Source organism: Nocardia sp. NPDC051990, from assembly GCF_040680755.1.
GTDB lineage: Bacteria > Actinomycetota > Actinomycetes > Mycobacteriales > Mycobacteriaceae > Nocardia.
This window is the reverse complement of sequence record NZ_JBFAXH010000009.1, coordinates 189,799-216,731: the sequence shown is the minus strand read 5'-3', so window position 1 is coordinate 216,731 and position 26,933 is coordinate 189,799. Positions and strand designations below refer to the sequence as shown.

The 26,933-nt window shown below is 63.8% G+C and carries 34 protein-coding genes and 3 pseudogenes; 14 read left to right on the top strand and 23 right to left on the bottom strand.

Annotated features, from left to right (window positions below):
- Positions 1-304 precede the first annotated feature (304 nt).
- Both AB0L63_RS19495 and AB0L63_RS19490 read left to right on the top strand, forming a co-directional pair.
- Entirely contained in the window at positions 305-1,207 is a 903-nt protein-coding gene (locus tag AB0L63_RS19495; protein ID WP_364502445.1) for a DUF6192 family protein, read from the top strand.
- Position 1,208: 1 nt separating this feature from the next.
- Complete coding sequence (locus AB0L63_RS19490) at positions 1,209-1,664, top strand: hypothetical protein (protein WP_364502442.1); 456 nt, start codon at positions 1,209-1,211, stop codon at positions 1,662-1,664.
- Between the two features lie 272 nt (positions 1,665-1,936).
- On the opposite strand, the gene AB0L63_RS19485 is transcribed toward AB0L63_RS19490, so the two are convergent.
- The 9 genes from AB0L63_RS19485 to AB0L63_RS19445 form a co-directional block, all read right to left on the bottom strand.
- Positions 1,937-2,227, bottom strand: coding sequence for a hypothetical protein (locus AB0L63_RS19485; protein WP_364502439.1), 291 nt, complete (start codon positions 2,225-2,227; stop codon positions 1,937-1,939).
- Positions 2,224-3,174 (bottom strand): AEC family transporter, encoded by a 951-nt coding sequence (locus tag AB0L63_RS19480; RefSeq protein WP_364502437.1) that lies wholly within the window; start codon positions 3,172-3,174, stop codon positions 2,224-2,226. Before AB0L63_RS19480 ends, AB0L63_RS19485 begins: the two co-directional genes overlap by 4 nt.
- A gap of 40 nt (positions 3,175-3,214) precedes the next feature.
- Positions 3,215-4,996, bottom strand: a complete 1,782-nt coding sequence (gene asnB / locus AB0L63_RS19475; protein ID WP_364502434.1) for an asparagine synthase (glutamine-hydrolyzing) — start codon at positions 4,994-4,996, stop codon at positions 3,215-3,217.
- A 2-nt stretch (positions 4,997-4,998) separates the two neighbouring features.
- The gene (locus tag AB0L63_RS19470) at positions 4,999-5,913 is read right to left on the bottom strand and encodes a U32 family peptidase (RefSeq protein WP_364502431.1); all 915 of its coding nucleotides are present in this window, start codon (positions 5,911-5,913) and stop codon (positions 4,999-5,001) included.
- A 203-nt stretch (positions 5,914-6,116) separates the two neighbouring features.
- A complete protein-coding gene (locus AB0L63_RS19465; RefSeq protein WP_364502428.1) occupies positions 6,117-6,467 on the bottom strand; it encodes a hypothetical protein in 351 nt (116 codons plus the stop codon).
- A gap of 81 nt (positions 6,468-6,548) precedes the next feature.
- Entirely contained in the window at positions 6,549-8,360 is a 1,812-nt protein-coding gene (locus AB0L63_RS19460; RefSeq protein ID WP_364502426.1) for an acyl-CoA dehydrogenase family protein, read from the bottom strand.
- 149 nt (positions 8,361-8,509) lie between these two features.
- On the bottom strand, positions 8,510-9,010 hold the full coding sequence (locus AB0L63_RS19455; protein WP_364502423.1) for a hypothetical protein: 501 nt from the start codon (positions 9,008-9,010) through the stop codon (positions 8,510-8,512).
- Positions 9,011-9,018: 8 nt separating this feature from the next.
- Positions 9,019-10,272, bottom strand: a complete 1,254-nt coding sequence (locus AB0L63_RS19450) for a cytochrome P450 (RefSeq protein WP_364502421.1) — start codon at positions 10,270-10,272, stop codon at positions 9,019-9,021.
- A gap of 12 nt (positions 10,273-10,284) precedes the next feature.
- The gene (locus AB0L63_RS19445; protein WP_364502418.1) at positions 10,285-11,550 is read right to left on the bottom strand and encodes a cytochrome P450; all 1,266 of its coding nucleotides are present in this window, start codon (positions 11,548-11,550) and stop codon (positions 10,285-10,287) included.
- A gap of 555 nt (positions 11,551-12,105) precedes the next feature.
- On the opposite strand from AB0L63_RS19445, the pseudogene AB0L63_RS19440 reads away from it, so the two are divergent.
- From AB0L63_RS19440 to AB0L63_RS19430, 3 genes and pseudogenes are all read left to right on the top strand, one after another.
- Positions 12,106-12,279 (top strand): annotated as a pseudogene (locus AB0L63_RS19440) (helix-turn-helix transcriptional regulator); the annotation flags it as partial.
- Between the two features lie 15 nt (positions 12,280-12,294).
- Entirely contained in the window at positions 12,295-13,353 is a 1,059-nt protein-coding gene (locus tag AB0L63_RS19435) for a hypothetical protein (protein WP_364502495.1), read from the top strand.
- A gap of 11 nt (positions 13,354-13,364) precedes the next feature.
- Positions 13,365-14,240 carry an aminoglycoside phosphotransferase family protein gene (locus tag AB0L63_RS19430; RefSeq protein WP_364502415.1) on the top strand — a complete coding sequence of 292 codons (876 nt, stop codon included), beginning with the start codon at positions 13,365-13,367 and terminating at the stop codon, positions 14,238-14,240.
- A 159-nt stretch (positions 14,241-14,399) separates the two neighbouring features.
- On the opposite strand, the gene AB0L63_RS19425 is transcribed toward AB0L63_RS19430, so the two are convergent.
- The 6 genes from AB0L63_RS19425 to AB0L63_RS19400 form a co-directional block, all read right to left on the bottom strand.
- Positions 14,400-14,777 (bottom strand): hypothetical protein, encoded by a 378-nt coding sequence (locus AB0L63_RS19425; protein ID WP_364502412.1) that lies wholly within the window; start codon positions 14,775-14,777, stop codon positions 14,400-14,402.
- A gap of 122 nt (positions 14,778-14,899) precedes the next feature.
- The gene (locus tag AB0L63_RS19420; RefSeq protein ID WP_364502409.1) at positions 14,900-15,394 is read right to left on the bottom strand and encodes a hypothetical protein; all 495 of its coding nucleotides are present in this window, start codon (positions 15,392-15,394) and stop codon (positions 14,900-14,902) included.
- Positions 15,395-15,504: 110 nt separating this feature from the next.
- Entirely contained in the window at positions 15,505-15,705 is a 201-nt protein-coding gene (locus AB0L63_RS19415) for a hypothetical protein (RefSeq protein ID WP_364502407.1), read from the bottom strand.
- Positions 15,705-16,046 (bottom strand): hypothetical protein, encoded by a 342-nt coding sequence (locus AB0L63_RS19410; protein ID WP_364502405.1) that lies wholly within the window; start codon positions 16,044-16,046, stop codon positions 15,705-15,707. Before AB0L63_RS19410 ends, AB0L63_RS19415 begins: the two co-directional genes overlap by 1 nt.
- Before the next feature lie 142 nt (positions 16,047-16,188).
- Positions 16,189-16,767 carry a hypothetical protein gene (locus AB0L63_RS19405; RefSeq protein WP_364502403.1) on the bottom strand — a complete coding sequence of 193 codons (579 nt, stop codon included), beginning with the start codon at positions 16,765-16,767 and terminating at the stop codon, positions 16,189-16,191.
- A complete protein-coding gene (locus AB0L63_RS19400) occupies positions 16,764-17,393 on the bottom strand; it encodes a hypothetical protein (protein WP_364502400.1) in 630 nt (209 codons plus the stop codon). Before AB0L63_RS19400 ends, AB0L63_RS19405 begins: the two co-directional genes overlap by 4 nt.
- A 61-nt stretch (positions 17,394-17,454) precedes the next feature.
- Here AB0L63_RS19400 and AB0L63_RS19395 point away from each other — a divergent pair, with 61 nt between their 5' ends.
- The 4 genes from AB0L63_RS19395 (at position 17,455) to istB (ending at position 21,131) form a co-directional block, all read left to right on the top strand.
- Positions 17,455-18,330: a Scr1 family TA system antitoxin-like transcriptional regulator gene (locus tag AB0L63_RS19395; protein WP_364502398.1), complete on the top strand. Its 876-nt coding sequence runs from the start codon at positions 17,455-17,457 to the stop codon at positions 18,328-18,330.
- Positions 18,331-18,340: 10 nt separating this feature from the next.
- Entirely contained in the window at positions 18,341-18,715 is a 375-nt protein-coding gene (locus AB0L63_RS19390; RefSeq protein ID WP_364502396.1) for a DUF397 domain-containing protein, read from the top strand.
- Between the two features lie 353 nt (positions 18,716-19,068).
- Positions 19,069-20,316 (top strand): IS21 family transposase, encoded by a 1,248-nt coding sequence (gene istA / locus AB0L63_RS19385; RefSeq protein WP_364502393.1) that lies wholly within the window; start codon positions 19,069-19,071, stop codon positions 20,314-20,316.
- Entirely contained in the window at positions 20,316-21,131 is an 816-nt protein-coding gene (istB, locus tag AB0L63_RS19380) for an IS21-like element helper ATPase IstB (RefSeq protein ID WP_364502391.1), read from the top strand. The genes istA and istB overlap by 1 nt, the downstream gene beginning before the upstream one ends.
- A gap of 4 nt (positions 21,132-21,135) precedes the next feature.
- On the opposite strand, the gene AB0L63_RS19375 is transcribed toward istB, so the two are convergent.
- The 3 genes from AB0L63_RS19375 to AB0L63_RS19365 are packed head-to-tail and all read right to left on the bottom strand — an operon-like array spanning position 21,136 to position 22,365.
- Entirely contained in the window at positions 21,136-21,519 is a 384-nt protein-coding gene (locus AB0L63_RS19375) for an AAA family ATPase (RefSeq protein WP_364502388.1), read from the bottom strand.
- Between the two features lie 7 nt (positions 21,520-21,526).
- Entirely contained in the window at positions 21,527-21,943 is a 417-nt protein-coding gene (locus AB0L63_RS19370) for a hypothetical protein (RefSeq protein WP_364502386.1), read from the bottom strand.
- Positions 21,944-21,960: 17 nt separating this feature from the next.
- Positions 21,961-22,365 carry a hypothetical protein gene (locus tag AB0L63_RS19365; protein WP_364502384.1) on the bottom strand — a complete coding sequence of 135 codons (405 nt, stop codon included), beginning with the start codon at positions 22,363-22,365 and terminating at the stop codon, positions 21,961-21,963.
- Between AB0L63_RS19365 and AB0L63_RS19360 the strand changes: the two genes are divergently transcribed.
- Both AB0L63_RS19360 and AB0L63_RS19355 read left to right on the top strand, forming a co-directional pair.
- Positions 22,270-22,545 carry a hypothetical protein gene (locus AB0L63_RS19360; protein ID WP_364502492.1) on the top strand — a complete coding sequence of 92 codons (276 nt, stop codon included), beginning with the start codon at positions 22,270-22,272 and terminating at the stop codon, positions 22,543-22,545. The two genes, AB0L63_RS19365 and AB0L63_RS19360, sit on opposite strands and share 96 nt — an antisense overlap.
- Positions 22,546-22,558: 13 nt before the next feature.
- Positions 22,559-22,798, top strand: a complete 240-nt coding sequence (locus AB0L63_RS19355) for a Scr1 family TA system antitoxin-like transcriptional regulator (RefSeq protein WP_364502486.1) — start codon at positions 22,559-22,561, stop codon at positions 22,796-22,798.
- Positions 22,799-22,815: 17 nt separating this feature from the next.
- On the opposite strand, the gene AB0L63_RS19350 is transcribed toward AB0L63_RS19355, so the two are convergent.
- Positions 22,816-23,103 carry a hypothetical protein gene (locus AB0L63_RS19350; RefSeq protein WP_364502381.1) on the bottom strand — a complete coding sequence of 96 codons (288 nt, stop codon included), beginning with the start codon at positions 23,101-23,103 and terminating at the stop codon, positions 22,816-22,818.
- A 324-nt stretch (positions 23,104-23,427) separates the two neighbouring features.
- Between AB0L63_RS19350 and AB0L63_RS19345 the strand changes: the two are divergent.
- Positions 23,428-23,548 (top strand): annotated as a pseudogene (locus tag AB0L63_RS19345) (IS21 family transposase); the annotation flags it as partial.
- Between the two features lie 63 nt (positions 23,549-23,611).
- Positions 23,612-24,136: a tetratricopeptide repeat protein gene (locus tag AB0L63_RS19340; protein ID WP_364502378.1), complete on the top strand. Its 525-nt coding sequence runs from the start codon at positions 23,612-23,614 to the stop codon at positions 24,134-24,136.
- A gap of 269 nt (positions 24,137-24,405) precedes the next feature.
- On the opposite strand, the gene AB0L63_RS19335 is transcribed toward AB0L63_RS19340, so the two are convergent.
- Positions 24,406-24,567: a hypothetical protein gene (locus AB0L63_RS19335; RefSeq protein WP_364502483.1), complete on the bottom strand. Its 162-nt coding sequence runs from the start codon at positions 24,565-24,567 to the stop codon at positions 24,406-24,408.
- Positions 24,565-24,951, bottom strand: a pseudogene (locus AB0L63_RS19330) (proline--tRNA ligase); the annotation flags it as partial. The pseudogene AB0L63_RS19330 and the gene AB0L63_RS19335, both read right to left, overlap by 3 nt.
- A gap of 66 nt (positions 24,952-25,017) precedes the next feature.
- Here AB0L63_RS19330 and AB0L63_RS19325 point away from each other — a divergent pair.
- Positions 25,018-25,581: an HD domain-containing protein gene (locus tag AB0L63_RS19325; RefSeq protein WP_364502375.1), complete on the top strand. Its 564-nt coding sequence runs from the start codon at positions 25,018-25,020 to the stop codon at positions 25,579-25,581.
- Here the strand turns inward: AB0L63_RS19325 and AB0L63_RS19320 are convergent.
- On the bottom strand, positions 25,569-26,036 hold the full coding sequence (locus AB0L63_RS19320; RefSeq protein WP_364502373.1) for an NUDIX domain-containing protein: 468 nt from the start codon (positions 26,034-26,036) through the stop codon (positions 25,569-25,571). The genes AB0L63_RS19325 and AB0L63_RS19320 overlap by 13 nt on opposite strands.
- A 10-nt stretch (positions 26,037-26,046) precedes the next feature.
- Entirely contained in the window at positions 26,047-26,808 is a 762-nt protein-coding gene (locus tag AB0L63_RS19315; RefSeq protein ID WP_364502370.1) for a hypothetical protein, read from the bottom strand.
- Between the last annotated feature and the right edge of the window lie 125 nt (positions 26,809-26,933).

Here is a 26,933-nt window from a genome sequence, read left to right as displayed (position 1 = left end):
GGTGGTCGGTGTGGACCACCGTGGCGACGCCATCTACTGCTCACATCGGTGTCGCACCCGCGCATGGCGTTCTAGCCGTTCCGTGCATCCGTCACCGTGACGGATGCACGGAACGGATTCTCGATGGCGAAAAAATGTGACATGACCTGCTAAAATGGGCAATTGATTGGCTTGTCAACTCATCCGGCAGAGGCGCAGAATCGATTTCGACGCCCCCGATCCGTTCTCTAACCGACACGCACGGGCCTGTTCGGCGACATCTGGCACGAGGACGGCCACCCGCCGGGCGTGAAGGAGATGTCCGATGACTGCCAAGATCGGCGCTGTCACGAAGAAGCGCTACGACCGGCTCGTGAAGGAAGGCCGCGAAATCGTCGCCCAGAACACGCACGGCCAGTTCAAGCTCGGCGACAACGCCCTCGAGATCGAGCCCATGAACACTCGCCCTGGCGGGCGCGTCGCCCCTGGAGATGAAACCTCAACGGTCGGGTGGGGCCTTCAGATGTACGCAGACGATATTGGTGTGCCCAGGGAGACATTGAGGCACTACCGCTGGATTTCGTCGCGATGGCCGATGAAGTACCGAGTAATGGAAGTGCCGCACTATATCCATGGAATTTTCGCCGGAATCGGCGCACCCGACGACCCCGAGGAACGATACAAGGTCATTACCGACCCGCCGAAGGTGAAACGGACGGGCGAATACCGCTGGAACGAGGACGATGCCTACCGACGGGTGGGGTGGCGGCCCCCGCATCCGGCATCGGAGCAAGAGCGTGTGGACCGAATCCACGACCTCGCCAGAGATGACACCGTGGCTACCCGAGTCATTACCGACTTCCTGCGGCGCCCGAATGTCGCCTACGAGGCGATGGCCGACAACACCGCACGCCATGCTGTCAACGCCGCTCAGATCGACCGATCGAAAGCAGCGATGGAGCTGGCTCGAGCAAAGACTCCAGCTGTACGGCGAATCGAACACTCCGCCGAATATGTCGATCTGGTTGGCGCCTGCCAGCAGTACGTTGCCACGATAGCCCGCATCGTTCCTGGACTGCGTGGCCAGGACTTCAGCGATGACGAGCGCGAGCGTGTACACGCCAACACCGCCCGCGTCCGCGCGACGGCGGACTGGATCGAGAGCGCCGTGGATACCGGTAACGTCGGCATGGACGATGCGCTTGCTCGACTCCTGAGAGGTGAGTGAGATGGCACGCGGGGTCCCCCGTCACATCAAGGGCGAAAAGGTACGCACTGCGCTGATCGCGGCACGGCCGAATGGCTTGTCCGCCAAGCGCCTCGCGGATGTTTCGGGACTGTCGATGAGCCAGGTACGTGACGGGCTGATCGAGATTCGCGAAGAGTCAGCTCTGGCCAACGGCGAACCGCTGACCTGGTCGCGGGATGCGGGCTACCGGCTCTCCGATACGGCAGAAGGCGTGTGGACTTACACGACAAAAACGGCGGACACGTCGCACACACGATTGGTGCGGCTGATGAAGGGAACAGTCCTTCCTTATTCGCAACGAGAACCGGACGATGTGCGAATGAAAATCGCGGTCGCACAATTCAATGCCGCAGTTGCCTCGCTGCAGATGGTCGTCGGCGAGGAATTGATCGCGATGCCGTCGAGCCGGCTCAAGGGCCAGAACGTACATCGCTGACCTACTTGGGTCCCGCGGGTGTGGCGCTAAACAGACCCCGTCCGCAAGAAACTGCTGGCCGCGATGGACGGGCTGCTGGACGGCAAACCGCTACGCTCCACCGGTCGGCTCAGCATCTCCCAACTCGCCGTCGACCCGGTCTCGAACATTGGAGACTCACCCACCAACACACATCAGAGCTTAAACACCATGCAGTGCTGTGGCTTCCAGTGATCGAGTCTGTGACGGCGTGATCTACCAGCTGCGGTCTTGGTAAATGATCGCACGTGCAGCTACTGGCTCCACTCGACGGCGACACCAGCCTGTAGCTCGAATGCTGCGCAGTTGTCGGTCCGGTCGTCGATGAGGAGCGCATCGGTAAAAGGCAATCCAACTTTGGTCAGCCATGGGCTGAAGAAGGATTGCGGCTCTTCAGATTTCAGCACGCCGGTGTCGCTGGAGCTTGCTGGATCACCCGATGTGGTTCTGATTGGCAGGTCAGACGATTCCTGAACGGTCGGATGAATGCAGCAGCTCGAGGTCTCGAATCTGATGTCGTCCATGTTCCCTTCAGGCGCGGTCATCGTGCGGCCACTGCCCATATCGGCAGCAACAGCAGTGCGGCAATGGATGTCTTGACAACGACGGAGGCGGCGAGTTCCACCTCGGTGTCGTATTGCTGAGCGAAGATGAACAGATTCTGCGGTGCGGGCATGGCCGCGATCAGTACCACGTAACTCAGCCACTGACCGGTCAGGCCGAACATGTACCGGCTCATTGCGAGGGTCAACAGCGGGAAGAGCACGCATTTGAAGCCGATCAGCCAGTACTCGTCGTTGGTCGTGCCGTGAAATCGCAGGCCAGCGCCGCCGAGGTGCAACCCCAATGCGAACAACGCAACTGGGGATGCTGCTGCACCGGCCATCGACAACGCATCCAGCGTCCAACCGGGCACCGGCACGTTCGCTACGTTGGTGGCGATGCCCGCGTAGCAGGCGAGTACCACCGGGGTGGTCAGCGCCGCCAACATGCCGCGCCGCACCTTGACCGGCGTGGAAACGCCGACATCGTTGTGGCTACCAGCGGATTCCATGATCGCGATCACCACCACGGTCAGCACACAGACCTGCAGGAGAATCACGGGGAAGATGGGCGAGGCGTCGCCGAAGAGCAGGATGAACACGGGGATGGCGAAGTATGCGGTGTTCACCTGGCAGGCGCTCATGATCCTCAGTGCGGTTCCTCGGGTGCTGGACCCGGTTACCGATCGCGCCACGATCGCGACGACAACCATGGCAAGCAGAGCCGTCGCGGCGTAGGCACCGATCGCGGTAACGTTGAAAACCTGGCTCAGGTTGCTCGAGTACAGGCTGCCCAGTAGGTAGGCGGGGATGGCGAATCGAAAAGCGAACTCGGAGAACGCCTTCGATGTCGATGAGTCGATGATCTTGCGGCGGGCGAACACGACGCCCGCCCCGAAGATCAGCGCGACCGGTGCCATCTTCTCGATCGTGTCGACAATGCCAGTCACCGGCCGCACCTCGCACCCATCACCATTGCCCCGACTCCTGTCACAGTTGCAAACCCCGAACCGCCAGCCATCGCTCCAAGATCAAAATCGACCACAGCAACTGTGCGGTCTGATTCGCGGGCCGCGCGGTCTGTCGCGCGAACAGCGACTTCACTTCCACCGCATTGAACAGGTTCCCGCTGCGCTCGACTGGTAGGACGATGTCACCGACCATGTCGTAGAGCGGCTGGCCGGGTCGCATCATCGCGGTGATCGGCAGAGTGAACGGCTGCTTGTCGCGGTCGACGATGCAGGCCGGAAGCCTCCCGCGTGCGACGGCCGCCACAGGGGCCTTACCCGTACCTCCAGCAGTCTTCGCTCGTGCCGGCAACTGGCTGGCGAAGGCCATGATGCGTGGTTGCAGGAACGGAACCCGCGCCTCGACCGCCCACGCCATGCTCAGGTTGTCGAGGCGACGCAGAATATATTCGGGAAACCGCCGAACGCAATCGAAGTGCAGCAGTGTCTCGAGCACGCCCCTTTCTCCGAAGTCTCGGTCTGCGGCCACCTCGTCACCAACCAGATCGCTGAAATACCCGCCACCAGACAGGATTTCGTTGCGGAAGGCGTCGCTGTAGAGGCCGGCGAGCACCGAGACGGGGGCGATGGCCAGGGTGGTTTGGTACCGGCGATGCCATCCGGGGCGGGTGTCGGCGGCTGCGGTGAGGTACCTGCGGTATCCGGCGAACAGCTCGTCAGCGCCGTCACCAGTGATCGCGACCTTGAACCCCGCCTCATGCACCGCCTTGAACAACCCGAACGTCGACAGGCTGTGCGGGGCGTTGTTGGGTTGGTCCAGATGCGCCACGAATTCATCTATCAGGGCAGGGAATTCACGTGGATCCAACTCGACTTGATGATGGCGTGTACCGCAGTGCGCGGCGACCTGCGCCGCGAAATGCCGTTCGTCGGCAGGCCATTCGCCGCGGTAGGCGACGTTGAATGTGTCGACCTGTCCTGCGAGTTCGGTGGCGACTGCGGTGAGCAGACTCGAATCCAAGCCGCCGCTGGTGATCGCGCACACCGGGACGTCCGCGGCCAGCATCTTCCGCATTTCCGCCCGCAACAATCCTTCGAGGGTCTCCGCCGGGTCGGCGTCAGGTGTGAACGGCGCTGTGGTCATCGCGAACGAGGTTTCGACCAGGCGCGCATCAGAGCCGAATTCGACAATGCTGCCGGGTGGCATGGTACGGACTTGAGAAAAGATCGTCTCCGGCCCCCACACGGCTTTTCCGCCGAAGTAGCGGTCGACCGCTAATCGGTCCAGTTGCGTGGGGAAGTCCGGGAACCTCGACAGCGCCTGCAGTTCGGAGGCGAAACAGAGCCTGCCGCCGCTGACGTAGTAGTGCAGGCTCTTCATGCCCGCGTGATCATTGAACAACTTCAGGATCGGCTCACCCCGGCGGCTGTCCACGATCGCGATCGCGAACATCCCCTCCAAGTGCGCCACGAACTCGTTGCCGTAACGCTCATACAGCGGAAGAACGACATCACCGTCACAGGTGCCCTCGAACCGGAACCCGTCGCCGGCCAGCTGCCCGCGCAGCGCGACGTGGTTGTAGATCTCGCCATTGAATACGCACATCAGGCCCGGGCCGAACCGATACGGCTGCCTGCCGTGATCGACGCCCTGCACCGCGAGGCGATTGCTTCCCAACGCCCAGCCCGCCCCCACATGCATGGTTTGCGCGTCCGGACCGCCGTGACGCTGCGCCTGCGCGACAGCGGTCAACGCAGCCTGTTCGACCGGCGCACCACCCAGATAGCCATGGATCCGGCACATGCTCAGACCGCCTTCACCGCGGCATCGATGCCCGATTGCCGCGCCAGTGGATAGTGCCGGGCCAGCCACTCGACCACGATCGCGATCTGATCGACCATGTCACCGATCTGCTGCGCGGTCGGGCTCACCCCATGCCCCGGCAGCACGCTATTGCCAGTCTTCAGATGCACCGGCGACAGAATCCGCGCGAAGTCCGGCGCCTCGTAGGTGCGGATGAAGTTCCCCGAGGACGACGGGTTGTCGATGTGAACATCCAGCGGGACCGACACCGTCTGCCGCAAGGCGGCAAGCATCGACAAGCTCAGATCCCGCACCGGGTTGATGCTGTTGGCGCCCAACGACTCCAGCAACCGCACCGAGGCCGGGTTGCCGTGCCCGCAATGTGCGGACACCTTGATGTGCAGCTCCGGCGGCAGCTCGCCGCGTTGACGCAGCGCGTCGAGTGTGGACAGCAGCCCTTCGTCATACACGACGATGCCACGCACCCCGAGTTCCACTCCGCGAAGGACATCTTCCACCGCGCGCACCAGCTGTTCACCGCCGCGGAGCCGATAGCCGATCCGCGCTCCCTCCACCGTTCTCGCCGTCGCGCTGGTGTCGGTCGTGGCGCGCGGTCCCACCGACATCAACACCTCGACGCCATGTCGGCGCCCCAGCTCGACGTATCGCCGGATCTCATCGGCGGGATGCCGACACATCCCCTTGGTTTCGGTGATCCGGTTGATCCGCACACCGCGATCGGCTGCCTGTGACAGCAAGGATTCCGCGGCGACCGCGGAGTTCACCGTGGGGACCTCGATCCGCCACCGGCCGCCATCGGGAAACGTTCGCGGCGAATCATCGAGCCCGAGATCCGGGTCACCACCGGGCAAACCCACCCCCGCCAGCAGACCACGCGCGTCACCATAGAAATACATAACCCAACTTTCCAATCAGTTCGATCTCAACGACTTGCGATGCTTCCCAACAGGTTCCGAACTTCTACGCTCGCGACTTCGCCGTGAAGGAACCGCCACGCAGCGGATAGCGGTCCAGCGACTCACCGCACGATGTCAACGCCCAGACCAAGGACAGTCCCGCCCACCATCGGAGTACTCGCAGTGCGAGGTGTTCTCGCCGGTCATCGCGCATATCTGTCCGCCCGCAAGTCGGGCACGACCCGACCAGCCGCCACCAGCGCCTGAAATGCTGTCCGCTTGCATGGACAGGAGTCCGCGCGGCACTGCCGATGCCACTGCATCGCGCGGTGGGCTTGCTCGACGGTGAACGGCTCGTCCGGTTCACGGTGCGACAAATTGAACGGCCAGATGACCGCACCAGCAGAAGCCTCGTCCCAGTCCCACCACGGTCTCAAGTCGGCACCGCGGGGACCATCCTGCCGGCGGCGGGGATGTACCCACCTGCAATCGACAATTACCACAGCGGTCATCGCGACGCCGACCAGAACGATCAGGAACACATCCAGCGGCATGATCTGCCGATCTCCTCAGTACTCGTCGAATCCCGCCCGCCGACAACAAGGCACGTGCAGCCAGCCACGGACTGACGGCGGTCACGGTGTTGTGCTTGTGATGAAACTGTCGGGGGTCCAGCCGGTGAGCTGCTCGTAGGGCGCGAGGTAGTTCTCGCCGCTCAGCGGTGAGCCGGGCAGGTCGGGGACGTCCAAGGCGGCGCATAGGTCCGGTATGTGAGCGATGAGGATGCGCTGGCGAGTTGCGAGTTCATCCTCGATCGAAGTGCTCTGCTCGCTCCAGCCCTCGACCGGGTGGGTGTTGTACCAGCCGCTGTGCAGGTAGTAGACGAGGCCGAGCGCGAAGACCTCACCTACGGTGATGAGGAGGTGTTTCGCGAGGGGGTCGGTGGTTGTGGCTGCGGCGATGATCGGGGCGATAGCCATTGCCCGGTCCCCGGCGGCGACCGCCAGTGCGATGGCCGCCGTACCCGGGCCCATGACCGGCCCGGCCGCCGTGAGGTCACCGCGGCGCAGGCCCTCGGCGATGGCCCGCTCCCGCCGGATGAGGAGTTCGACAGACCAGGGCAGGTCGGCCGGTGTGCCCGGCAACTGCGGGGTGGCGCCAGCCAGTAACGCCTTTCCTGCTTTGATCTGCAGGACTTGTGTCTCCCCCTCCGCGATCAACGAGCTGAAAATATTCTCATGCCAAGCGCCCAAGCGGCTCAGCACCGTCGCGCCGTGCGACGCGGTGCGCATCCGACACATCAGCAGAACCCGCTCCGCGAGCTGCGTCATCGCGGTCTTGGCGAGCATCGACCACAACCCCATCACGGCGTCGCTGTTGGTGGTCGCAGCGCGCATGTCGCGCAGATGCCGGCCCAGGATGCTGGCGCAGTAGACCGCAGCCAGCCCGGTCGCGAGGTTGTCTTGTACCGCGTCACGGTCGGCCATCACGGTTGCCCCGGGTCGGCGTTGGCGGGCGAAATTGTGTACGCCGTGCAGGGCGGCGCGAGCGCTGGCAACAGACGCATTCGCCAAATCGAGCCGACCGTCTCCCAGTGCGCTGATAGTGCGATGGAAGCGTTCACGTAGGTCAGCCAGGTCGCATTCGAATCGACCGTCCTCGGTGATGCGGGCCCAATTCCCAGCGAGCAGTGCGTCTTTCGGTACCCAGCAATTGCGGAACCGGATGATCGCGTGAGCCATCGGCGAAAAGCACTTGTCCGGCAACGACTTGACGTCCACCCCCTCAGCCAAGCCGTCGGCGGTCCGCAGGCGCAGCAGGAACGCAAAGACCCCCTCATCACCACCGTGCACGAACAGGCGGGCGATGACCACGACGATGTTCGGCACCTCGGGGTCGGCGACATTCGGCATCGAGTACGACGCGCGAATGTCGGGGGTGCGCAGCCAAAACCCCTGCGACGCGGGATCCCAGACCGCGGCCCCGCGGTGGTCGGCGCCGTTGGTGCCGCCCAGTTCGGTCAAACACAACACCCCCACCGCGTCAACAGTGTCGAGATCGGCCAGGCACTGCTGCTGATACGGGGTGCCGGTCCCCAGCGTCAAAATCGCTTGTGCCACCAAGTCGATATCCCCGGTCAGCAGCGGCAACACGTGGGTCGCGCTGACGGCGGACTTATCGCAGAACACACCCCGCAGCTGGGGGTCGGCAGCGAGTGCTCGCACAGGCACGCCGAGCCCCTTGATCGCCGACCGCAGCAGGACCGGCCCCCATGCTGCGTGCTCGGCATAGGTCAGGCCCGACACCGGGAGGTCCTCCATGGCCGTTACCGCGTCGTGGACCCGTGCCCGTTGCATGGTGTCCGGGCCGAACAGCGCGGTCCGCAACGCCTCGACAGGTTCGCTGCTGACGTGGGCGCGTGCGCTGGTGGTGAGATCGATGGTCATGCTGGTGCTCGCCTTCTCGCCAGGCGACGCGCCGTCGGCTGTAGCCGCAGCGATTCGCCGAATCATGTTGGGTTGCAATATCTTTCGTTTGGTTTCGGATCCAGGGAATGTCACCGGTAGGCCGAAACGTCGTGCCGCCCAGTCTGTGATCAGGGCAAGAGGCCGACGGCGTGGAGAGCGGTGACCGCGTCGCAATGGAATAGGCGATGGCGGGTGATGGCACCGAGGAAAGCGAAAGCCTCTTCAGGAAGCCAGGATTCGCACACCCCGGCCAGTGCGTTCCAGTCGCCGCGCCACCGTTCGTTGTGGTGCGCCACGGTACCGCCGGTACGGACCGCCCCCGCCATGGTCTGACCCGGGTGGGGCCACCACCGGTGGTCGAACTGCCCGAGGGGTGTGTCGATGACGTCACACAGCGTCAACGCCACCGCCTGCTCCGGATTCCATGCCCGGCGCGCGCCGGCCAACTGCTGGTCGAAGAACTCCCGGTAGAAGTGTGGGTCGGCATCGAGAGCCTGCAGCTGCAGCCGGGGCAGTGTTCGGTTGCCGCGGTGGTGGTCGATGAAGGGGCGCCAGTAGGTGTCGAGGAAACGGTGCCGGACTTCTTTGTCGTCGCGGTCGAGGGCTGGCGGGCGCAGTACGTCGATCATCGTTGGCCTTACAGAATGTGTTGGGGAGGTGAGGGCGGAAAGATGACCGGCAGTGTGGATAACGCGCGATGGAGCGGGCCGGGCCGCCACTCGAGTTCTTCGGCGGGTATGGCGAGGCGCATTTCTGGAAGGAAGTCGAGCAGTTGGTCGATAGCTGTCTCCGCCATCAGCTCAGCCACGATTCGGGCCGGTTTCGGGCAAGCGTGTGGGCCCGCGCCGAAGCCCAGGTGTGAGTCGTTGCCGGTGTACTGGCCGGTGTTGACCTCGGGGCCGCTGTTGCACGCGGTCACGCTGGTGATCACCGGCTGATGCGCAGGCAACCACACCCCGCTGGCGAGGATGGGCTGGACCGGATAGGTGAGGCAGTAGTTGGCCATCGGCGGGTTAGTGAACAACACCTCGGCGAGTGCGGCACTCGTCGAGGGCGGCAGGCCACGGTTGATGCCCGCGATGAATCGGAGGCGATCGGTCAGCATCAGCAGCAGGGTGTTGGCGATCCAGTTCTGCGGCACCTCGATCGCGGCCGAAATGATCGTCAGCAGTTGCTGGACCATCTCGTCATCGCTCAATTCGGCCCGATGCCGCACCAGCCGCGTGGTGACGTCGTCGCCGGGATTGGTGCGCTTGAGCCAGGTCAGTTCACGCAGGGCCGAGTCGAACAGTTCCTCAGCGTTGTCCTGTCCGTCGAACAGCGCCGCGCTGGCAGCGGCGAGCCGTTCCCCGAGCTGGGGTGTGCACCCGATGATCTGGGTGACCACTGCGAACACCACCGGCAGGCAGTATCGACTGAGCAGATCAGCCGACCCCGACCGGCAGAACGTATTGACTTGGCCGACCGCGGTGCGCTCCACCAAGGCGCGCAGCCCGTATTGATTGATTCCGGCAAGGGCGTCGTGGGTCGCCCGGCGGAAGCGCAAGTGTTCTTCGCCGTTGCTGCGCAACGCGTTCGGCCGCCACTCGAGCATCGCCAGGATCGGCCACGTGCGGTCGTGCAACGTCTTCTGCCACTCGCGGGGATCAGCGGAGAAGTGCACGGGATCGGTGAGAATGTTGATCGCGGTGCGGTAGTCGATCACCAACGTCGCGGCCAGCCCGGGTGCGAGCTCCACCGGCACCAGCGCACCGTAGTTCTCGCGCATCTGCTTGTAGGCGCGGTGTGGATCGGCGGCGAATTCGGGGGTGTAGATGCTGATTCGAGGCCCAAGCGCTTCGATCGGGGTCCCTGTGGCTTTGCCGGGCGCCGGGAGGGTGTGCTGCTGCACGAGTGTGGTCTCCTATGGGAGCGGGAGTTGGGGGGACGGACGGAACCTGACCGGTAGTGCGACCAAGGCGCTGAGGAAGGGGTTCGCCACCCGTTCCACTCGGTCGACGGGCACAGCCAGCTCGATATCGGGCAACGCGTCCCACAACTGAGCAAGGGCCTCACGCGCGATGAGCGTCGCCATCGATTCCGCTGGGCACTTCTGCGCTCCCGCACCGAAAGACAAGTGCGCACGATTCCCGCGGTTGCCCGTGCGGTCCTCGCCCACGGCGGCGGGATCGCTGTTACAGGCCGCCAGGCCGACCAGCACCGGTTCGTGCTCGTGCACTGTGCCGCCGCCGTCGAGGATCTGCATCTGCCGCGGGAAACGCGCGAACGCGATCGCCAGCGGCGGATCACTGTAAAGCACTTCCTCGATTGCTTCCTGCGGCGACAGTGCGCCCCCAAGAGCATCCTCGCCGAACGGTTCGTCGGTCACCGCCAGCAGCACAGCATTGGCGATCAGGTTCCACGTCGGCTCGGTGAACCGGTACAGCATCGCCAATTGGTGAATGACCTCGTCGACCGATAGCCCGGACCGATGCTGCAGCAGCCACGACGTGACATCCATGCCTGGGGCGGCCCTCTTGTCCACGACGGTGTCGCTCATCGCCTCTTCCAGCATTCGGTTGCCCTGTTTCACCGACGCCGGATCAGTAGCTCGCAGCGTCAATATCGCGTTCAATGCGTGCTGCCCTGCCTCCGGTGAAAGCCCCAGCACCCCATGAACCACGTCGACAACCAGCGGGCGCGCGAACTCGCCCAGCAGATCCGCCGAATCGCGCTCACAGAAGCGGTTAATCAACAAGACCGCGACGCGTTTGACCGTGTTCTCTAGAGCGAATTGGTCGACGAGGGAGAGAGTTTCGCTGATGGCGAGCCGGTACAGGGAGTGTGTGCCACCCGAGGTGTGTAGTGCGTCCGGCCGCGGGCCCAGGCTCGGCAAAGCAGGGCACTCAGGAGGCACCTGCTGCGCCCAAGCCGTCGGATCGGTCGGATACCGCTCCTCGCGGGTCAGGATCGCCAGTGCATCTCGGTATTCGGTGATCAGGGTGGCCGCCACCCCGATGTCCACCGGGACCAGAGACCCGAAACGCTGCCGCATTTCCCGGTACGCACCATGTTGGTCAGCCGCGAATTCTGGCCCGAATAGCGGCACCGGCGCCTGGGAGGTGCCGACCGGCGGGCTGTGGTCGATCGGGAATTCGCTCGTCTGAGGTGCGGGGGTTGAGGTGGTCAAGCGTCACTCCAAGCGTTGATCATGGGAGACGAGATGCGCGTCTGCTTCGGGGGATGAGGAGGTGCGTCGGAGATCGAATTGATGGGCGCGAGGCGGGTATTAGCGCCTTCACGCGTCGCCGCGCCGAGCGAGTGCTCCTAGAAGCTGACAACACCCTGGGCCATGACCTGCGTGCACAGCGGCCAGGAAAGCCGCACGGTCGCTGCTGATTTCAGGTCCCGGTGCGGCGGCGCAGTCGCGGCCAGCGATCAGCCACAGATCCCGTTGATCTGGGGACGGTGGTGAATACATCGCTGCCTCCCTGCTGTTCGAGGGCACCCGGCGCGGGCCGGTGGATTACCTTCGCCTGGGCCTGCTCCATTGGCCGATGCGAACCGCATGAGGGGCGGACCGCCGCTGGATTGTGCGATGAGCCGATAACCAGCAGGTGGCGCCGGGTGCTGCATATGATGTTCGTGCCAGCAGGCATCCGCCGACAGTGTTGCGGTGTTGCCGTTTGTTGCCAGCTGCTGGCAACGCAGGTCGAGGCCGTTGCGGTAAGGGGACCAATCGGGCGTGAGCGAAACACCAGTATTCGGCGAGGTCGCCAGACGGCTACGGCTGCGCAAAGATCGTTCGCTGCGCAGTGTCGCTGCCGCAATCCGTTTGGACGCCGGTGCGCTATCACGCATCGAGAACGGCCGCCGCCTGCCATCACCGAGTGTCGCCGCTGGCCTCGATGCCGAGCTGTCGGCCGACGGGTTGTTGATCGAGTTGGCCCAAGAGTTGGGAGAAGCTCCCCATTCGAGCGGCCCGGTTCCGGATCGGCTCGAAGCTTCGGCGGAGGCATCACTTGCGTTGGCAGAGTGGGCCAGCAACGACCATGCCGGGCAATTGACTGTCGATAGCCTCGCAAGCGAGTTATCACGTATCGCGCAGCAATTCGTGCACGCACCGCCACGTCCGTTGGTGGCCGAGCTTGATGCTCTGCGCGACACGATCCGCCGGGCACTGCACACCGGTCCGCCACCATCGCGGGCACGGGAGCTGTTGGTTCTGGCGGGGGTGACCATAGAATTACTCGCGCAGATCACCAGCAACCTCGGCAATCCCGTCGCAGCGATGCAACACGCACGTGCTGCGGAATCCCTCGCAGCGCGAGCAGGACACAACGGCCTACGCGCCTGGACGATTGGCACCCAAGCACTGATCACCGAATGGAACACCAACCCCGGCAGCGCGATCGAGATCGCCCGCCGCGCATCCCAGTGCTCGCCCACCGGAGAGCACAAGATCCGGCTTGCCGCGCTCGAAGCGCGATGCGCCGCCCGACTCGGACGCCGTGACGAAGCCGCGAACGCGACCACCGAAGCTCTGGCCACAGCCGAGACTGCGTCCGACAGTGTCGATGACGTCGGCGCCTTCGGCGGTTCGCTGCGGTTCCCCACCACTAAACTGGCCTACTACCTCGGGACGACCTACCGGCTCCTCGGCGAAGCTGACAACGCCGAATGGTGGTCTCAGAAGGCGGTCGACGGCTACACCCGGGGCCGGGAGCAGGACCGCTCATACGGCGACGAAGCATTGGCTCGCGCCGACATCGCCATCGTCCGCATCACCGGCCGCGCTATCGACGGTGCACGCGAAATCCTCGCTCCGGTCTTCGCTCTGTCGCCTGCACAGCACATTCATCCGGTGGCGGAAGGATTACGGGCTGTTGACAATTCGCTGCGAGCCACCCGCGATGCAAATGCTCCGATCGCACGGACCCTCAGCCAGGAAATCGACGTGTTCACTTCGACGCAATTCCCTCCACGGCGATGACCGATCGCGAAGTGACCGAAACCCTGCTCACCATCGCATGTGAGCAAGCTGGCCTCTCATCGTCGGGTGCTCGCCTACTCCGCAAGCATTCCAACGTCGTCTACCTGCTCCCTCACGAACACACCGTGGCCCGCATCAGCCACAACGAGCACCACGGACTACGCGCTCGGGCATCGGTGATGATCACGAGATGGCTAGCCGACCAGGGCATCCCCGTGACCGAACCCCGCATCGATCACGCCATCGATATCGACGGCGTCACCGTCACGTTCTGGCAGTACTACCCACAAAACGACCGCGCCCGCCCACCCGCCAGCGAACTCGGCGCCATCCTGGCTCGCCTACATGCCCTACCCAAGCCGCCATTCGAACTCCCCGACTATCCGCCACTGGTAGGGCTCTTAGAAACCCTCCAAAATCCGTGCGCCACACAAGCTCTCACCGAACCGGACAAGCAGTGGCTGCTCGAACGCACACACCACATCATCGGCCAATACCACCATCTCGCTTCCGAGCTCGGTCACGGCATGGTCCACGGCGACGCTTACCCAGGAAACACCCTCTGGGGTCCCTCCGGTGCACTGCTGGGCGACTGGGACGAAATCAGTATCGCTCCACGCGAACTCGACCTCATCAATACCATCCAAGGCGCCCGGTTCGGCACCACCCCAACTGAAATCGACGGCTTCGTCGCTGCCTACGGCTGGGACGTTCGACAATGGGACGGGTTCCCTCTCCTACGAGAAATGCGCGACCTCCATACCCTCAACGCATACATCCGCCACGCCAGCCAGGGCGACGCCGCCGCAGCACAGGAACTCGAAAACCGACTCCGCAGCCTGCGCGACCCACGCTTCGTCGACTCCCGCTGGAACGCGCTCGGGTGAAAGTATAGGCACCCGCCATCGGTCATATCTGTGGTGGTCTCCTGGTGCGGACGCCTCGCGAGCCGGGAGATGTGGTCGATCGAGTGCGGGCCGGGCCGGTACCGGACAGCCACGGTCTGGGGCGTAGGCATGTGGGTCGGCGGAGACTGAGCGGCGCGTCTATACCGACGGCGTGCCCCATTGGCGGCGGCCCGGCCCGGATTCCTGCCATGCCGCGCACAACCCCGACAGTGCGGTGTAGGTCTGCGCCCAGTAGCTGCCTGATCGGTGGTGCAGGGCCAGCGCGACTTGCTCGTCGACGCAGATCCGGACATCGCTGTAGGGAAAACGGACCGTGGCTCGCGGCCGGTACGGATGAGGGAAGGGTTCGTTGATCCAGTAGCCGTCGAGGGATTCGGTGAGAGTCTCGCCCAGGTAGTAGCCGAATCGTGCGAGCAGCGGATCGTCGGGATCGGCTGAGCTGTAGTCGGTGAAGTGGGCGAGCAGGGCGTGCTCGGCGGTGCGGATTGCGGTCTCGGAGTATTTGTCTGGCGGCATGTGTGGCACATCGTGTGCGAAGAACCGGTTTAAGGAGTCTGGTTTGTGGGCGAGCCAGTCCACCCACGCCGGGTCGAGTTGACAATCCAGCGACCGAAGCGGTGCCATCCGGTCGGCGGTGTTCATTGCGAGTCTGCCTGCGCCGCAGCGGTTTCGACCGCATCGACCACGGCAGCGAATGAAGGCCGTGAGTACCCGTCGGGCAGGTGCAACCAACACCGTTTGGCGTTGCCCGGCGTCGGCAGAACGATCAGCGCTCCCGAAAACAGCGGTACCGCACTGTGTGTGAACAACTTGACGTTCAGCTGGGCGATATTGTCGGTCGGTGTCGGAGGGTCGGTGAGGAACACCCACACGCGGTGACCGACCGAGAACACCGGCACCGATCCGGCACCGAGCAGGGTTCTGACCTGCGGACCGAGCGTATTTGTTGTGATCACCGCCGATACGCTTCCGGCGACCATCGTGATGGCGTCGGTGTGTGGGTCGCGGAAGGTGTTGAACCCGAACTCATCTCGATACACCCGACGGCGTTGATCGATGATCGCGAGTCCCGGTCCGGTGTCGCTGGTTTCGGCGCCGGTGTTGTCGGCAGTGGAAACCGTTGCTGTGGCCATGTGGATCTGCCTCTCATATTGATGGGTATTCACGAGTCCGCGCGTACCGCGCGGGTAGTACGACGTGGTGGCGAGGAGGGGCGAACTGGTCGCATCGCGACCGGTGGCGGCTATTCCCAGAGGCCACCGCAGGGGAGTTCGGGAAGGTGCGGCCCGACTTCGTTGTCCACGGTGAAAGTGAGATCGGCGGCATCAGCGGCAGCAGCGAGTTGCGCGGCGACGCTGCTGATCTGCTCGGCGCTGCCCTGGAAATCCAGCACGAGCGGCCCGGATTCGATGTGGATATGCCGGACGCGGCGTGGGGATTTCATCAGCACAATCCCGAGCTGGCGATGAACTCACCCGCTACCTCCGAAGCATGAATGCGGGGCCAGTATCCGGGCGGAGACAATGTCCACACATCGCAGTCACGGCGAACCGCATCGAGCCACCCGGTCGGACGCAACACGATCGGCACGATCACCACATCGATCCCCGACGTCGCGAAGCTGGCCAGCAGCACACTCAGGTTCGCCGAACCCACGACCGAGACAGCACGCAAATCCAGCCAGGCGTGGCGAGCAACCTCACGGATCGTCGCCACCTCGGCCGGGGCCTGCTCCCCGGATCGATCCCAGATCACGATCCCGTACGCCCGCACCCGCCCGCTCACGACCGACGCCCAACACTCGAACCCACCCAACGCCGCCCACGCAACGCCGATACATGATCGGGCGGACCCTCGCCTGGCAGACCGGGGCGAACCCACTCATCAGACCCGCCGTAATCCCGCAGATGTCCGAACGTCGGTGCGATCATCGCGCACTCACCGCCACCACCGCGTCCAGCACAATCCGCATCACCGGTCGAAATCCGTTGCACGGCAGAAACAGCCACCGCCAGATACCCGAACCTCCATCGTCCGGTGACGGCAGCACGATATGTGTGCCACCGAGACCGACGTTCAGACGCAGAAGAGTCGCGAAGATCGTGTGTTCGTAACCATCAGCCGGACCGGTCACAAACGTCGTGCGCGCGGTGTCCCGGTGCTCGATCACCGGACCGAGCTGCCGGTCCATCGCAAGCCACGTGGCGACCTTCTCCCCCAACGGCGACGGCATCACCACCGCATCCAGCAGGCCATCAATCCTGCGAACCACGATCCGCCTCGTCCGCGGCACAACCACAACCGGAAGCTCCAGAACCCGCCGATACCAACCACATTGATCCGCCGTCCCGATATCCGTGGACGGCATCGCGGCCTGCAACGGACAGCCCGCGACATTGACCCGGACTGACCTACCTGACGTGGCGCCTCGCCTCGAGCTCGACGATTCGGCCGTCACCCCTGTCGACAGGGGCCTGTAGAGAGGGGTGACGGCATCGGGGGTCACCGTTCACCCCTGCACACCCGGACCGCATCGATCACATGATCTGGCGATGGCCGATACCCATCCTTAGGCATCACAAGCCACCGGAACCTGCCATCGCGTGGCGTCGGCAACCGGATCTCATACCCGTCGGGCACCAGCCGCGTTTCGACGGCCGACAGCATCCCGAAAGTAGCCACATCCCACAGGTGATGCCCGACAGCACCGGTGAGCATCGTCCAACACGCTCGCGACGCGCCATCGATCTCGATCACGACCGGACCGGGCCCAACCAGCCGGTCATGAACCCGCTGACCAAGCGGCGCGGGCATCCTCACCGCACCCACACCACCGACCCGCATAAAGATCGGACCGACGCCATCACGCACGAACGCATCCAACCCACATACGTGCCGGTAACAGCCGCACAGCTCTATCGCCTTGTCCACATCACCCGGAGCACTCATCCGATGCCCGCCTGCCTGGCGGTCATTGGGTCCGCATTCGGTCTTGAAGCGCACCGCATAGTCATCACCCCTACTCACAGGCTGTAAGCCGCTCAATGTGATGAACGACACGTCTGACGGTATGTCGCATAGTTTGAATTCGTCAAGGTGTAACAGAAGTATTCTGGCGACGTAGTATGACACGTGTCATTTCAGCTCTGGTGTACGGTGACGCTGCCTGTACGAGAGAGGAGACAACGTAGCCATGGTTGCGAAATCGCCTGCGGTAGCTCGGTGGGAGCTGTCGTATCGGGTGCGCCGTCGGCGCGAAGTCCTAGGCATCACAGGTCCCCAACTTGCGAAGGAGTTGGGGTTTTCTCGGACCTATTGGCCGAAAGTCGAGCGCGATCAGCGCATCCTGACCGAGAGCAAACTGCGAGAACTGCTAGAACAGTTGGAGTTCTCGGAAGACGAGAAGGCCGAGATGCTCGAGTTGCGCGATCTTGCAAAAGAGCGCGCCTGGTGGAACGGGTACGAAGGTCTGTTCGGTGAAGAACAGTTGCGGCTCTGGGGCATGGAGGCTGGCGCTGAGGAGATCAGTACAGTCGAAAGCGTGTTGATTCCCGGTCTGCTGCAGACCGAGGATTACGCTCGCGCGCTGATCACGTCCGATACCGCGTTTATCCGTCAGATCGAGGTAGGTCAGCGAATCGAAGCGCGCATGCGCCGTCAGGAACGGCTCACCGACTCTAATCCACTCCGCCTCAATGTTGTTGTCAGCGAAGCTGCACTGCGGCAGATGACTGGAGGCGTTGACGTCTTGCATGGCCAGTTGCAGCATCTAGCTGCGATGATCACCGGTCATCCAGGCACGATCGACTTTCGCGTCCTTCCCTTCAGCAGCACGACTGGCGCGATCTTCGGCTGCCTCACGTTCCACATTCTTGAGTTCGCCCGACCGCATCTCCCTGCGCTGGGGTGGTCCGAAGCGGTCGACTGGGGTGAACTGGTCGAAGACGAGGAGCGTATCCGGAGTATGACCGTCGGATTCGGACATCTGCAGAGTCGGTCCTTGAGTCGCGAGGATTCACTGGCTCTCATAGAGAAGTTGGCAGGCAGGACAGAAGCACCAGGTGAGTAGGATCATCATCGTGAACGAGAGCACCACCCCTTCCAACCCCGGCTGGTTCAAAGCTTCATTCTCGAGCCAGTCATCAAGCTGTGTCGAGGTTCGGTTCACCGAGGATGAGGTGCTCGTCCGCGACAGCAAATACCACGGCGACCCAGCCTTCCAGCCGATGATCGCCATCCCGGCGGCCTCTTGGCACCGGTTCTTAGCGATCGCCACTGGCGACGCCACCGACGACGATGCGCCCCTTGGCATTCCGGCTATCGAATACGACGCAAGTACTGGCCACACCGCCCTTCGGGATGCGGTCGGAACAATCCTCGACTACACAGCGGCTGAGTGGGCCGCCTTTACTGCCGGGGTAGGCGTCGGCGAGTTCGCCATCGGACTGACCTGACCCTGCTGTCTTGTAGGGTCTCAGAAGTCGTGTTCTCCAGAATCCGGCTGTCTCATGAGACAGCGCGGAGAGGGCGTCAGTGAGAGTTGGCCAGCGGATGTTCGTCGCCGATTGGGTCGGCTGTCAGCTCGAGTGGCGCGGCATGCGCAGCCCATGTGTCCCAGTCATCGGCGAGCCGTTGCTGGTCTTCGTAGAACGCTGGGCGGTTTCTGCTCGCGTAGCGAGCCTTGGCTATGTCGGCGGGGACGTCACACCTGTCGGCAGCACGTGAAAAATGACCACCGTGCGGCAACTCAAAACGGACCATCTGGTCGGTGACTCTGGCTCTATCCGAGCCAGGGAGGACCGAAGGGATGCTTGCTGTGGAGGATTGGGCTGAGATTCGTCGGTTGCGCCGGTCAGAGGGCATGCCGATCCAGGCGATCGCCCGGATGATGGGCGTGTCCCGCAACACCGTGAAGCGAGCCCTGGCCTCGGACGGGCCGCCGAAGTACCAGCGCCCGTTCAAGGGGTCGGTCGTGGATGCGGTCGAGCCGCTGATCCGGGAATTGCTGAAGGTGTATCCAACGATGCCGTCGACGGTGATCGCCGAGCGGATCGGCTGGACGCGCTCGGTGCGGGTGCTCTCGGGCCGGGTCGCTGAGTTGCGGCCGGCGTATCTGCCGCCGGATCCCGCGTCACGGACGACGTATGTGGCTGGGGAGATCGCGCAGTGTGATTTCTGGTTCCCGCCGATCGAGTTGCCGGTCGGTTTCGGGCAGGTCCGTGGTCCGAAACAGCTGCCGGTGCTGACGATGGTGCTGGGGTATTCGCGGTGGCTGATGGCGATGTTGATCCCGTCGCGGCATGCCGAGGATCTGTTCGCGGGCTGGTGGGCTCATATTCATCGTTTGGGTTCGGTGCCAAGGGTTTTGGTGTGGGATGGCGAAGGCGCGATCGGCCGTTGGCGTGGCGGACGTAGCGAGTTGACCGCCGAGTGCCAAGCGTTCCGGGGAACGTTGGGCACGAAGGTGCTTGTTTGCAGGCCTGCTGATCCGGAAGCCAAAGGCATGATCGAGCGGGCTCATGATTATCTGGAGCGGTCGTTCCTGCCGGGTCGAACCTTCACCGGCCCAACCGATTTCAATACTCAACTCGATGATTGGCTGGAGTTGGTGAACGCCCGTCCGCGGCGGGCGTTGGGTTGCGCGCCGACCGATCGGATCACCGCGGACCGCCAAGCGATGCTGAGCCTGCCGCCGGTGGCGCCGCAGACCGGGTGGCGGCGCTCGGCTCGGCTGCCGCGTGATCACTACATTCGTTTGGATTCCAATGACTATTCGGTGCATCCGTCGGTGATCGGGCGCCGGATCGAGATCCTCGCCGACCTGGACCGGGTCCGGGTGTTCTCCGGTGGCCGGATCGTCGCCGATCACGAGCGGATCTGGGCCTGGCATCAAACCCTGTCCGACCCCGAGCATGTCGAGGCGGCGAAGGTGTTGCGGCGCGGCCGGATCGGTGTCCTGCGCCCGGCACCCGAACCCGAGGTCGAGCAGCGGTGTCTCACCGACTACGACACCGCCCTCGGGGTCGACCTCGAAGCAGAAGGTGGGGTGGCCTAATGCCCAGCCGGACCAGAACCACCGCGAAAACATCCACCGCCACAAGAGATTTCACTGCCGAGCTGAGCTTCCTTACCCGGGCGTTGAAGGCTCCGTCGCTGCGGGAAGCCGCCGAACGACTACCCGAACGCGCCCGCGCCGAGAACTGGACCCACGAAGAGTTCCTCATCGCCTGCCTGCAGCGAGAGGTGTCTGCTCGCGAGTCTCACGGCGGTGAGAGCCGCATCCGCTCAGCCCGCTTCCCCTACCGGAAATCCCTAGAAGAGTTCGACTTCGGTCACTCCCGCGGCCTCAAACGAGACGTGATCGCCCACCTGGGCACCCTCGACTTCGTCACCGCCAAGGAGAACGTGGTGTTTCTGGGCCCGCCCGGCACCGGCAAGACTCACCTGGCGATCGGGTTGGCGATCCGAGCGTATCAGGCCGGACATCGGGTCGGGTTCGCCACCGCCGCCGAATGGGTCTCGCGCCTGGCTGAGGCCCACCACGGCGGCCGGTTGCAGGCCGAGCTGATCAAGCTCGGCCGCTACCCGCTTTTGGTGGTCGACGAGGTCGGCTACATCCCGTTCGAGAACGAGGCCGCCAACCTGTTCTTCCAACTCGTCTCGTCCCGCTACGAACGCGCCTCACTGATCGTGACCAGCAACAAAGTCTTCGGCCGCTGGGGAGAAGTCTTCGGCGACGACGTCGTCGCCGCGGCCATGATCGACCGCCTCGTCCACCACGCCGAGGTCATCGCATTGAAAGGCGACAGCTACCGGCTCAAGGACCGCAACCTCGGCCGAGTCCCCACCGCCAGCACAACTGAAGACTGAACCATCAACAAAACCGACCAGGTGATCCAAATTGATCTGCCGTCAGATGGTCCGGATTGGCGCGCTGTTGACAACACCAGATCTCGACTGCGTGTGATGCTCCGGTGTTCCGGATTCCGGTGCGGGCGAAGTGAAGGTCGCGTGGCTTGAACCACCACGAGTCGATGACGACGGTGCCTGGGATTGCCCGTGCCAGGGCCCAAACCGTGTCCATTGCGATTCCGCCGAGTGTGCGGAGTTCAGCGGCGTCGTCAAGGCAGTCTGCGAGGGCCTCCTTGACGGCGTCCTTCGATAGGAACTGGGCGTTCAACGACTCGGCCAACGATCGGCCCAGTGTCGACTTGCCCGAGCCGGGAAGTCCGTTGACGAGCACCAGGAGTTTGTCCATCGAATCATCATGACGAACGGCTCGGTGGGGCCGCGTGGTGGTCGGCCAGCGTGATGATGTCGCCGGTTCGGTGGAGTTCCTGGCGCAGAAGCGCGTTGTCGTGGTGGAAGGCGGCGATTGCAGTTGCCGCGGCGTCGAGCTGCTTCTGAAGGCGGGTGCATTCGCGGGTCTTGTCGGCGAGTTCGCGTTGCAGAACGGTGATTTCGTCGTTCTTTTGGGCTTCGCGCGGTGTGAAGCTGTCGCAGGCGCTCACTCTGGCGTCCCATTCGCTGATAACTTGGGTCGCCCGGTTCATGGTCGCGCGGCTGACACCGGCTTCTTTCCAGAGGTTGTCCTTGATGAGGCGGCCGTCCGTGCGCCGTGGTCGTCCAGCCAGGAGCCGGTCCATGGCTGTTCTCAAAAGTTTGGCGGTTTCGTCGGACACTCCTTGTGGTCCGTTTGTCATCGCGGCTCCTGGGTCGGCGCGGCGCGGTTCAGGACGGCATCGACGTCGGCGAGTTCGCGTTCGAGCACTGCTTTTCGCCCGGCGGTGATTCCGCGTGTGTCGAGCAAGGTGAGCAGGGTGTGCCGTTCGGATGCCCAGATCGGGAGGTGGTTTGGCGTGATGATGCTGTTGGCGCAGCGGTCGGGGCGGCAGCGGTCTTGGAGAGGTCCGCGGTGCCCGGGCGGGACGATGGCGTTTTCGAGGCAGGCGGCGCCGATGAAGCGTTCTGGCAACGCTATCTCGCTGGGAAGAAAGGAGAATGAGCAGTGAGCGAATTCTATGTTGAAGGCATCTTCCCGGTCAGTTTCCGACCGAACCCGTTCGTCGTCGGCCGTGCCGTCGGAGACTTCACGGTGGGCCAACAGGTCGAGCTGCGCAAGAAGGACGGAACGACCTACCGGGGCGTTCTGGAAGCACTCGACTTCCACCAGCCCGCGCCGGGCAAGTTCTCGCTCGTCTTCGCCCCCGAGGTGTCGTCTCGAATCGAACCCGGCGACGTGGTCTACTCGGTTCCCGCCGAGAAAGGTCTCCGCCCGCAGTGACTACAATCAGCGAATCGCGCTCGGCATTGTTCCGAGAACCGCCGACTTCGGTGTTCCGGCAACTAACTTCGTCGTGTTCGACCGGCGCATGGTCCTGGCGGAAACCGTTGCCGCCGAGCTCACCATCACCGCACCGAGCGAGATCGCGCTGTATGAAAAGACATTCGCCGTCCTCGCCACTCATGCGCCGTACGGCGACCAGGCCCGAGCCCTGATCGCCGCCGCACTGGAACACCGGCGGAACCAGCTGTAACCGCGGGTCCACCAGTGTTATCTCGGTCCGTTGTAGTCGGGCGGCGGCGGATCGTTGGCCCGCGCCGGGTCTGCCAGGTATTCGAGATCGCGCAGGCGCAGAACGACGGCCCAGCCGACATCCCCCGGCGCGTACCGAAGCCCCGGAGTTTGCAGTACCTCGAGCACCTGCTCGACCTGTTCCCGCGACGGCGGCCGGGTCACCTCGTCGCACACGGCCCGGTACACGTCGGCCGCGGTCATGTCGCTGCGTGGTGGGATCGCGTCAACGACGACGGTTACTAACCGTTCGAGTGCTGCGTCCATATCGTTCCTCTTGTGCGGCACGGGCAGTCGGCGGCCCGCGGTGGCGTGTAGACGGTGGCGTGGCAGGCGCATTCGTGAGAGCGGTGCCCAGACCGGCCGTCGCCGATGCACGGCATCCAGCCGGCGAGGATCCGGCCGCGCTGGAGCGGGTGCCCCTTCGGGCATCGCGTGGGCGCGGGCTCGACCCATCCGTCCGCAGTGCGGACGAGCTGATCGGGCGGTACGACTTTGCCGTCGACGGTGTAGAGCAGACGGGCGGTCATCCATCAAGCATACCGCGCGGTTCGAACTTGTGTTCGATTAACCGTGGAGGATTGAGCTGAGATTCGTCGTTTGCACCGCTCAGAGGGCTATGGCGATCAAGGCGAATCGCCCGGGTGACGGGGTGTCCCGTAACACCGTGAGGCGGGCTCTGGCGTCTGACGGGCCGCCGAGGTACAAGCGGGCGCGGCCAGGGATCGGCTGAAACCCGCTGAGCAAATAGCCTTTTCGACCGTACAGTGGACGGATGAGCATCGTCTCGGAGTACGAGAAACTGATCGCCGACCAGACTCGCGTGCTGGGGTCCGATCATCCCGACACCTTGACCACCCTGCGTCGGCTCGCCGAGTTCCGTTTCGACTGCGGCGATTTCACGGGCGCGGTCGACGACTATGGGCAACTACACTCGGCACGGGCACGCGTCCACGGAGCCGACCACCCGGACACGCTGAATGCGTTGTACAACCTCGCCACCAGCCGTGCGATGACAGGCGACCTCGCCACCGCGACCGCCGACTATCAGCAGTTGTACGACCTGCGAACACGCGTGCTCGGCGCCGACAACCCAGACACGCTCCGAACGCTCAGCGCTCTCGCCAGCTGCCGAGCAGACGCCGACGACCACGAAGGCGCCGCCGCTGACTACCAGCGACTGCTCGATGCGCGAACCCGCGTGCTCGGCTCGGAGCACGAAGAAACCCTGCGCACCCGCGGAGACCTGATCTACCAGCAAAGCCTGTTGATTTCAGATCAACAGCAAACGCCGAGCTAGTGCGCTATCGCCAATTGCGCGATCAGATCGGGTAGCCCCACGATGACCAGCCGTTTCCCAGTTGCCCATGCTTTGCGTGTCCTGCCGAGGATCGGGGCCTGCGGCAGCTCGCCGAAAACGTCACTACCACAACCGATTTGACTTACACCCAAAGATCAATTCTTCTCGAACTCCTATCGGGTCGCTGGAGGCGAGCAGACCGGCTAGCGATGGCGCCGACCTGAAGACCACGTGGATCACCCTGAACTCAGGGTGATCCACGTGGCGTTTCAGTAGGCGCGGGAGAAGATCACCCGCTTGCCGTAGCTGGCCGGTGCGCCACAACGCACGCACCGTCCCGTCTCCGGCGGCCCGTCCAGCGGCATGCATCGCGGCGTCGCCGAGGTCACCGCTTTGATGTCGTCCTCACACCCCGGTTGCCCACAAAACATTCGCGGGCGCATCTCCCACCGGACCACGTTCGCCCACTGGTTCAGCAGCATCGGCAGATCCCGATGCGACGAGATCCACTTGGCCATCATCTCCCCGATGATGGTTTCCGAAGTCGGCCGCACCACCAGCGGCTCTTCGAGTTCCTTACCGCCCGCGTGAGTCACCACCGCCAGTTCAGGGGCGAAACCATCGACATGATCGGCCTCGCGCTCGAGGTAGCTCTGCGGAATCAACAACGGAAAGTACGCATTCTCATGCCCAGTCGCCTTGATCCGCGCATCCAGCTCGGCTTGCAGCAACTTCCACACGCGATAGCCATACGGTCGGATAACCATCGTGCCCTTGGCCGGACCCCGGTCGACAAGGCCAGCCTTCACAACCAGCTCGTTGTACTCGCCGTGCGCCTCCTCCGCCGCGAGGCCGGCTTTCGGAGTGGGTAGCGTGAAACCGTGACACTTCATCTGCCAGCGTGGGCGCGGCGTGTGGCCCAGGGTGAGCTAGAACAGCCTTTGCCACGACGATGGGCTCACACCGAGGGCGTAGCCCGTGCCGCCACCATGCTCGGGCCACGACTCGGTGCCGATTCTGAATTGCTCATCGCCGCAGCGGTCCTGCACGACGTCGGCTACGCACCGCGGCTCGTAGTGACCGGCTTCCACCCGCTCGACGGTGCCCGGTTCCTGCGTGATGAGCACAATGCCGACGTCCGACTTGTGCGACTGGTTGCCAACCACACATTCGCGCTACTGGAGGCCGACGAGCGCGGCCTGCGTGAGGAACTGGAAGCCGAGTTCCCGATCCTCGACGATCAACTCCTTGTGGACACTCTGACCTACGCAGATATGACCACCACGCCGGACGGCGCTCCGACGACGCCGACCGCTCGGATTGCCGAGATCGTGAGCCGCTACGGCCCAGACACAGTGGTGGGCAGGTTCATTCAGCGGGCCGAGCCGGAGATCCTGGCAACTGCGGCCCATGTCGAACAGGCGTTGGCGGATCAGCCGAGGTAGGGGTAGTTGCCGGACAGGAAGTCCCTCATCTGCTGGCGCATACTCGGGTGGATGTCGTACTGGTCCAGGTCTTCAGGGCCTACGAAGGTCACGCCGTCGGCTTCCTCGTTGATCGTCGGCTCCCCGGATACCGGCCGCCCGATGTAGGTGTTCTCGTACTGCTGGCGGATCTCGCCGTCGGTATAGGCGACGATGTGGTTCGGATTGCTGTAGACGCCAAGGAATCCCGTGATCTCCGCAGTGATCCCGGTCTCTTCCTCGCATTCACGGATAGCGCATTGGCCAGCGGTTTCACCAAAGTCCATGGCACCACCGGGCAGCGCCCATTGCCCGGTGTCGCGGCGGCGCTGCAGCAGGATCGCCCCGGATTCGTCGGTGACCAGCAGATTGCAAGCCACCACAAGCGAATTGGGCTTCGGTGCCTTCGGGTCGTGGTAGTACTCGATCCTGCCCATGATCGGCCTCTCACTCAGGGGTCCAGGGCTGCGCGTCAGCCCAGATTGCATCGAAGCTTTTGGTGTAGTTGTCGAACCATCCGGTTTCGCCGATCCGCTTGAGTTGCAGGACCGGGTTGGCGCTGGCCGGCTGTCCCCAGATATGAGGGTTGACCAGCAACATGTCGTCGTAACGGAATAACGAGTTGTACAGGGTCGTGTCATGGAGCCGTACTTCGCATCGCTCGTGAGATAGCAATGCGCGGTAGTAGCTGAGCGAAGCCCGGATCTTCGCACCCAGCGTCGCCCCGCCGATGCCCTCTTCTTCCCCACGAGCGGCGGCGGCCTGGCCGTCAGGGTCGCCGAAACATAGTCGGACGCGGGCTCCTTGCGTTGCCCGCTCGATGAGCATTTTCGCGACGTGTGGGTTGGATTGGGCGAAGAATGTTCCAGAAAAGACCAGTACGTTGATCTGCTCGGTGGCCTCGCGCAGCAGCGACAGCCAGGTCTCCCGTGGTACTTCGGCTCGGTTGAGGTAGGTGGCAACCAGTTCAACGTCCCGCGGCACCGGCACCGGCGGCGCGGACGGGGCGGGTGGCCACAAGAAGGTTTCTTCTACGCGCAGATGATGAGCCACCCGCCGACGGTGCCTGGCGTGCGGTACCCGGCCGCCGAGCCAGCGGCTCACCGTCTTCGGGTCGACCTGGCAGACATCGGCCAAGGCCCCGGGCACGATCCCCCGTTGGTGGAGCACGGACTGAAGCCGGACATTCACGCTTTCAATAAAACCCAACGGATGGCTCGCCGAGCAAGTGCACCCTGATGCGTCTTCGAAAACGTCCCAGGACGTCCCGCGTGGCGTCCCATACGCGGTTACGCGGTCCCACGATCACCGGACACGATGATCTTTCTCGTCTA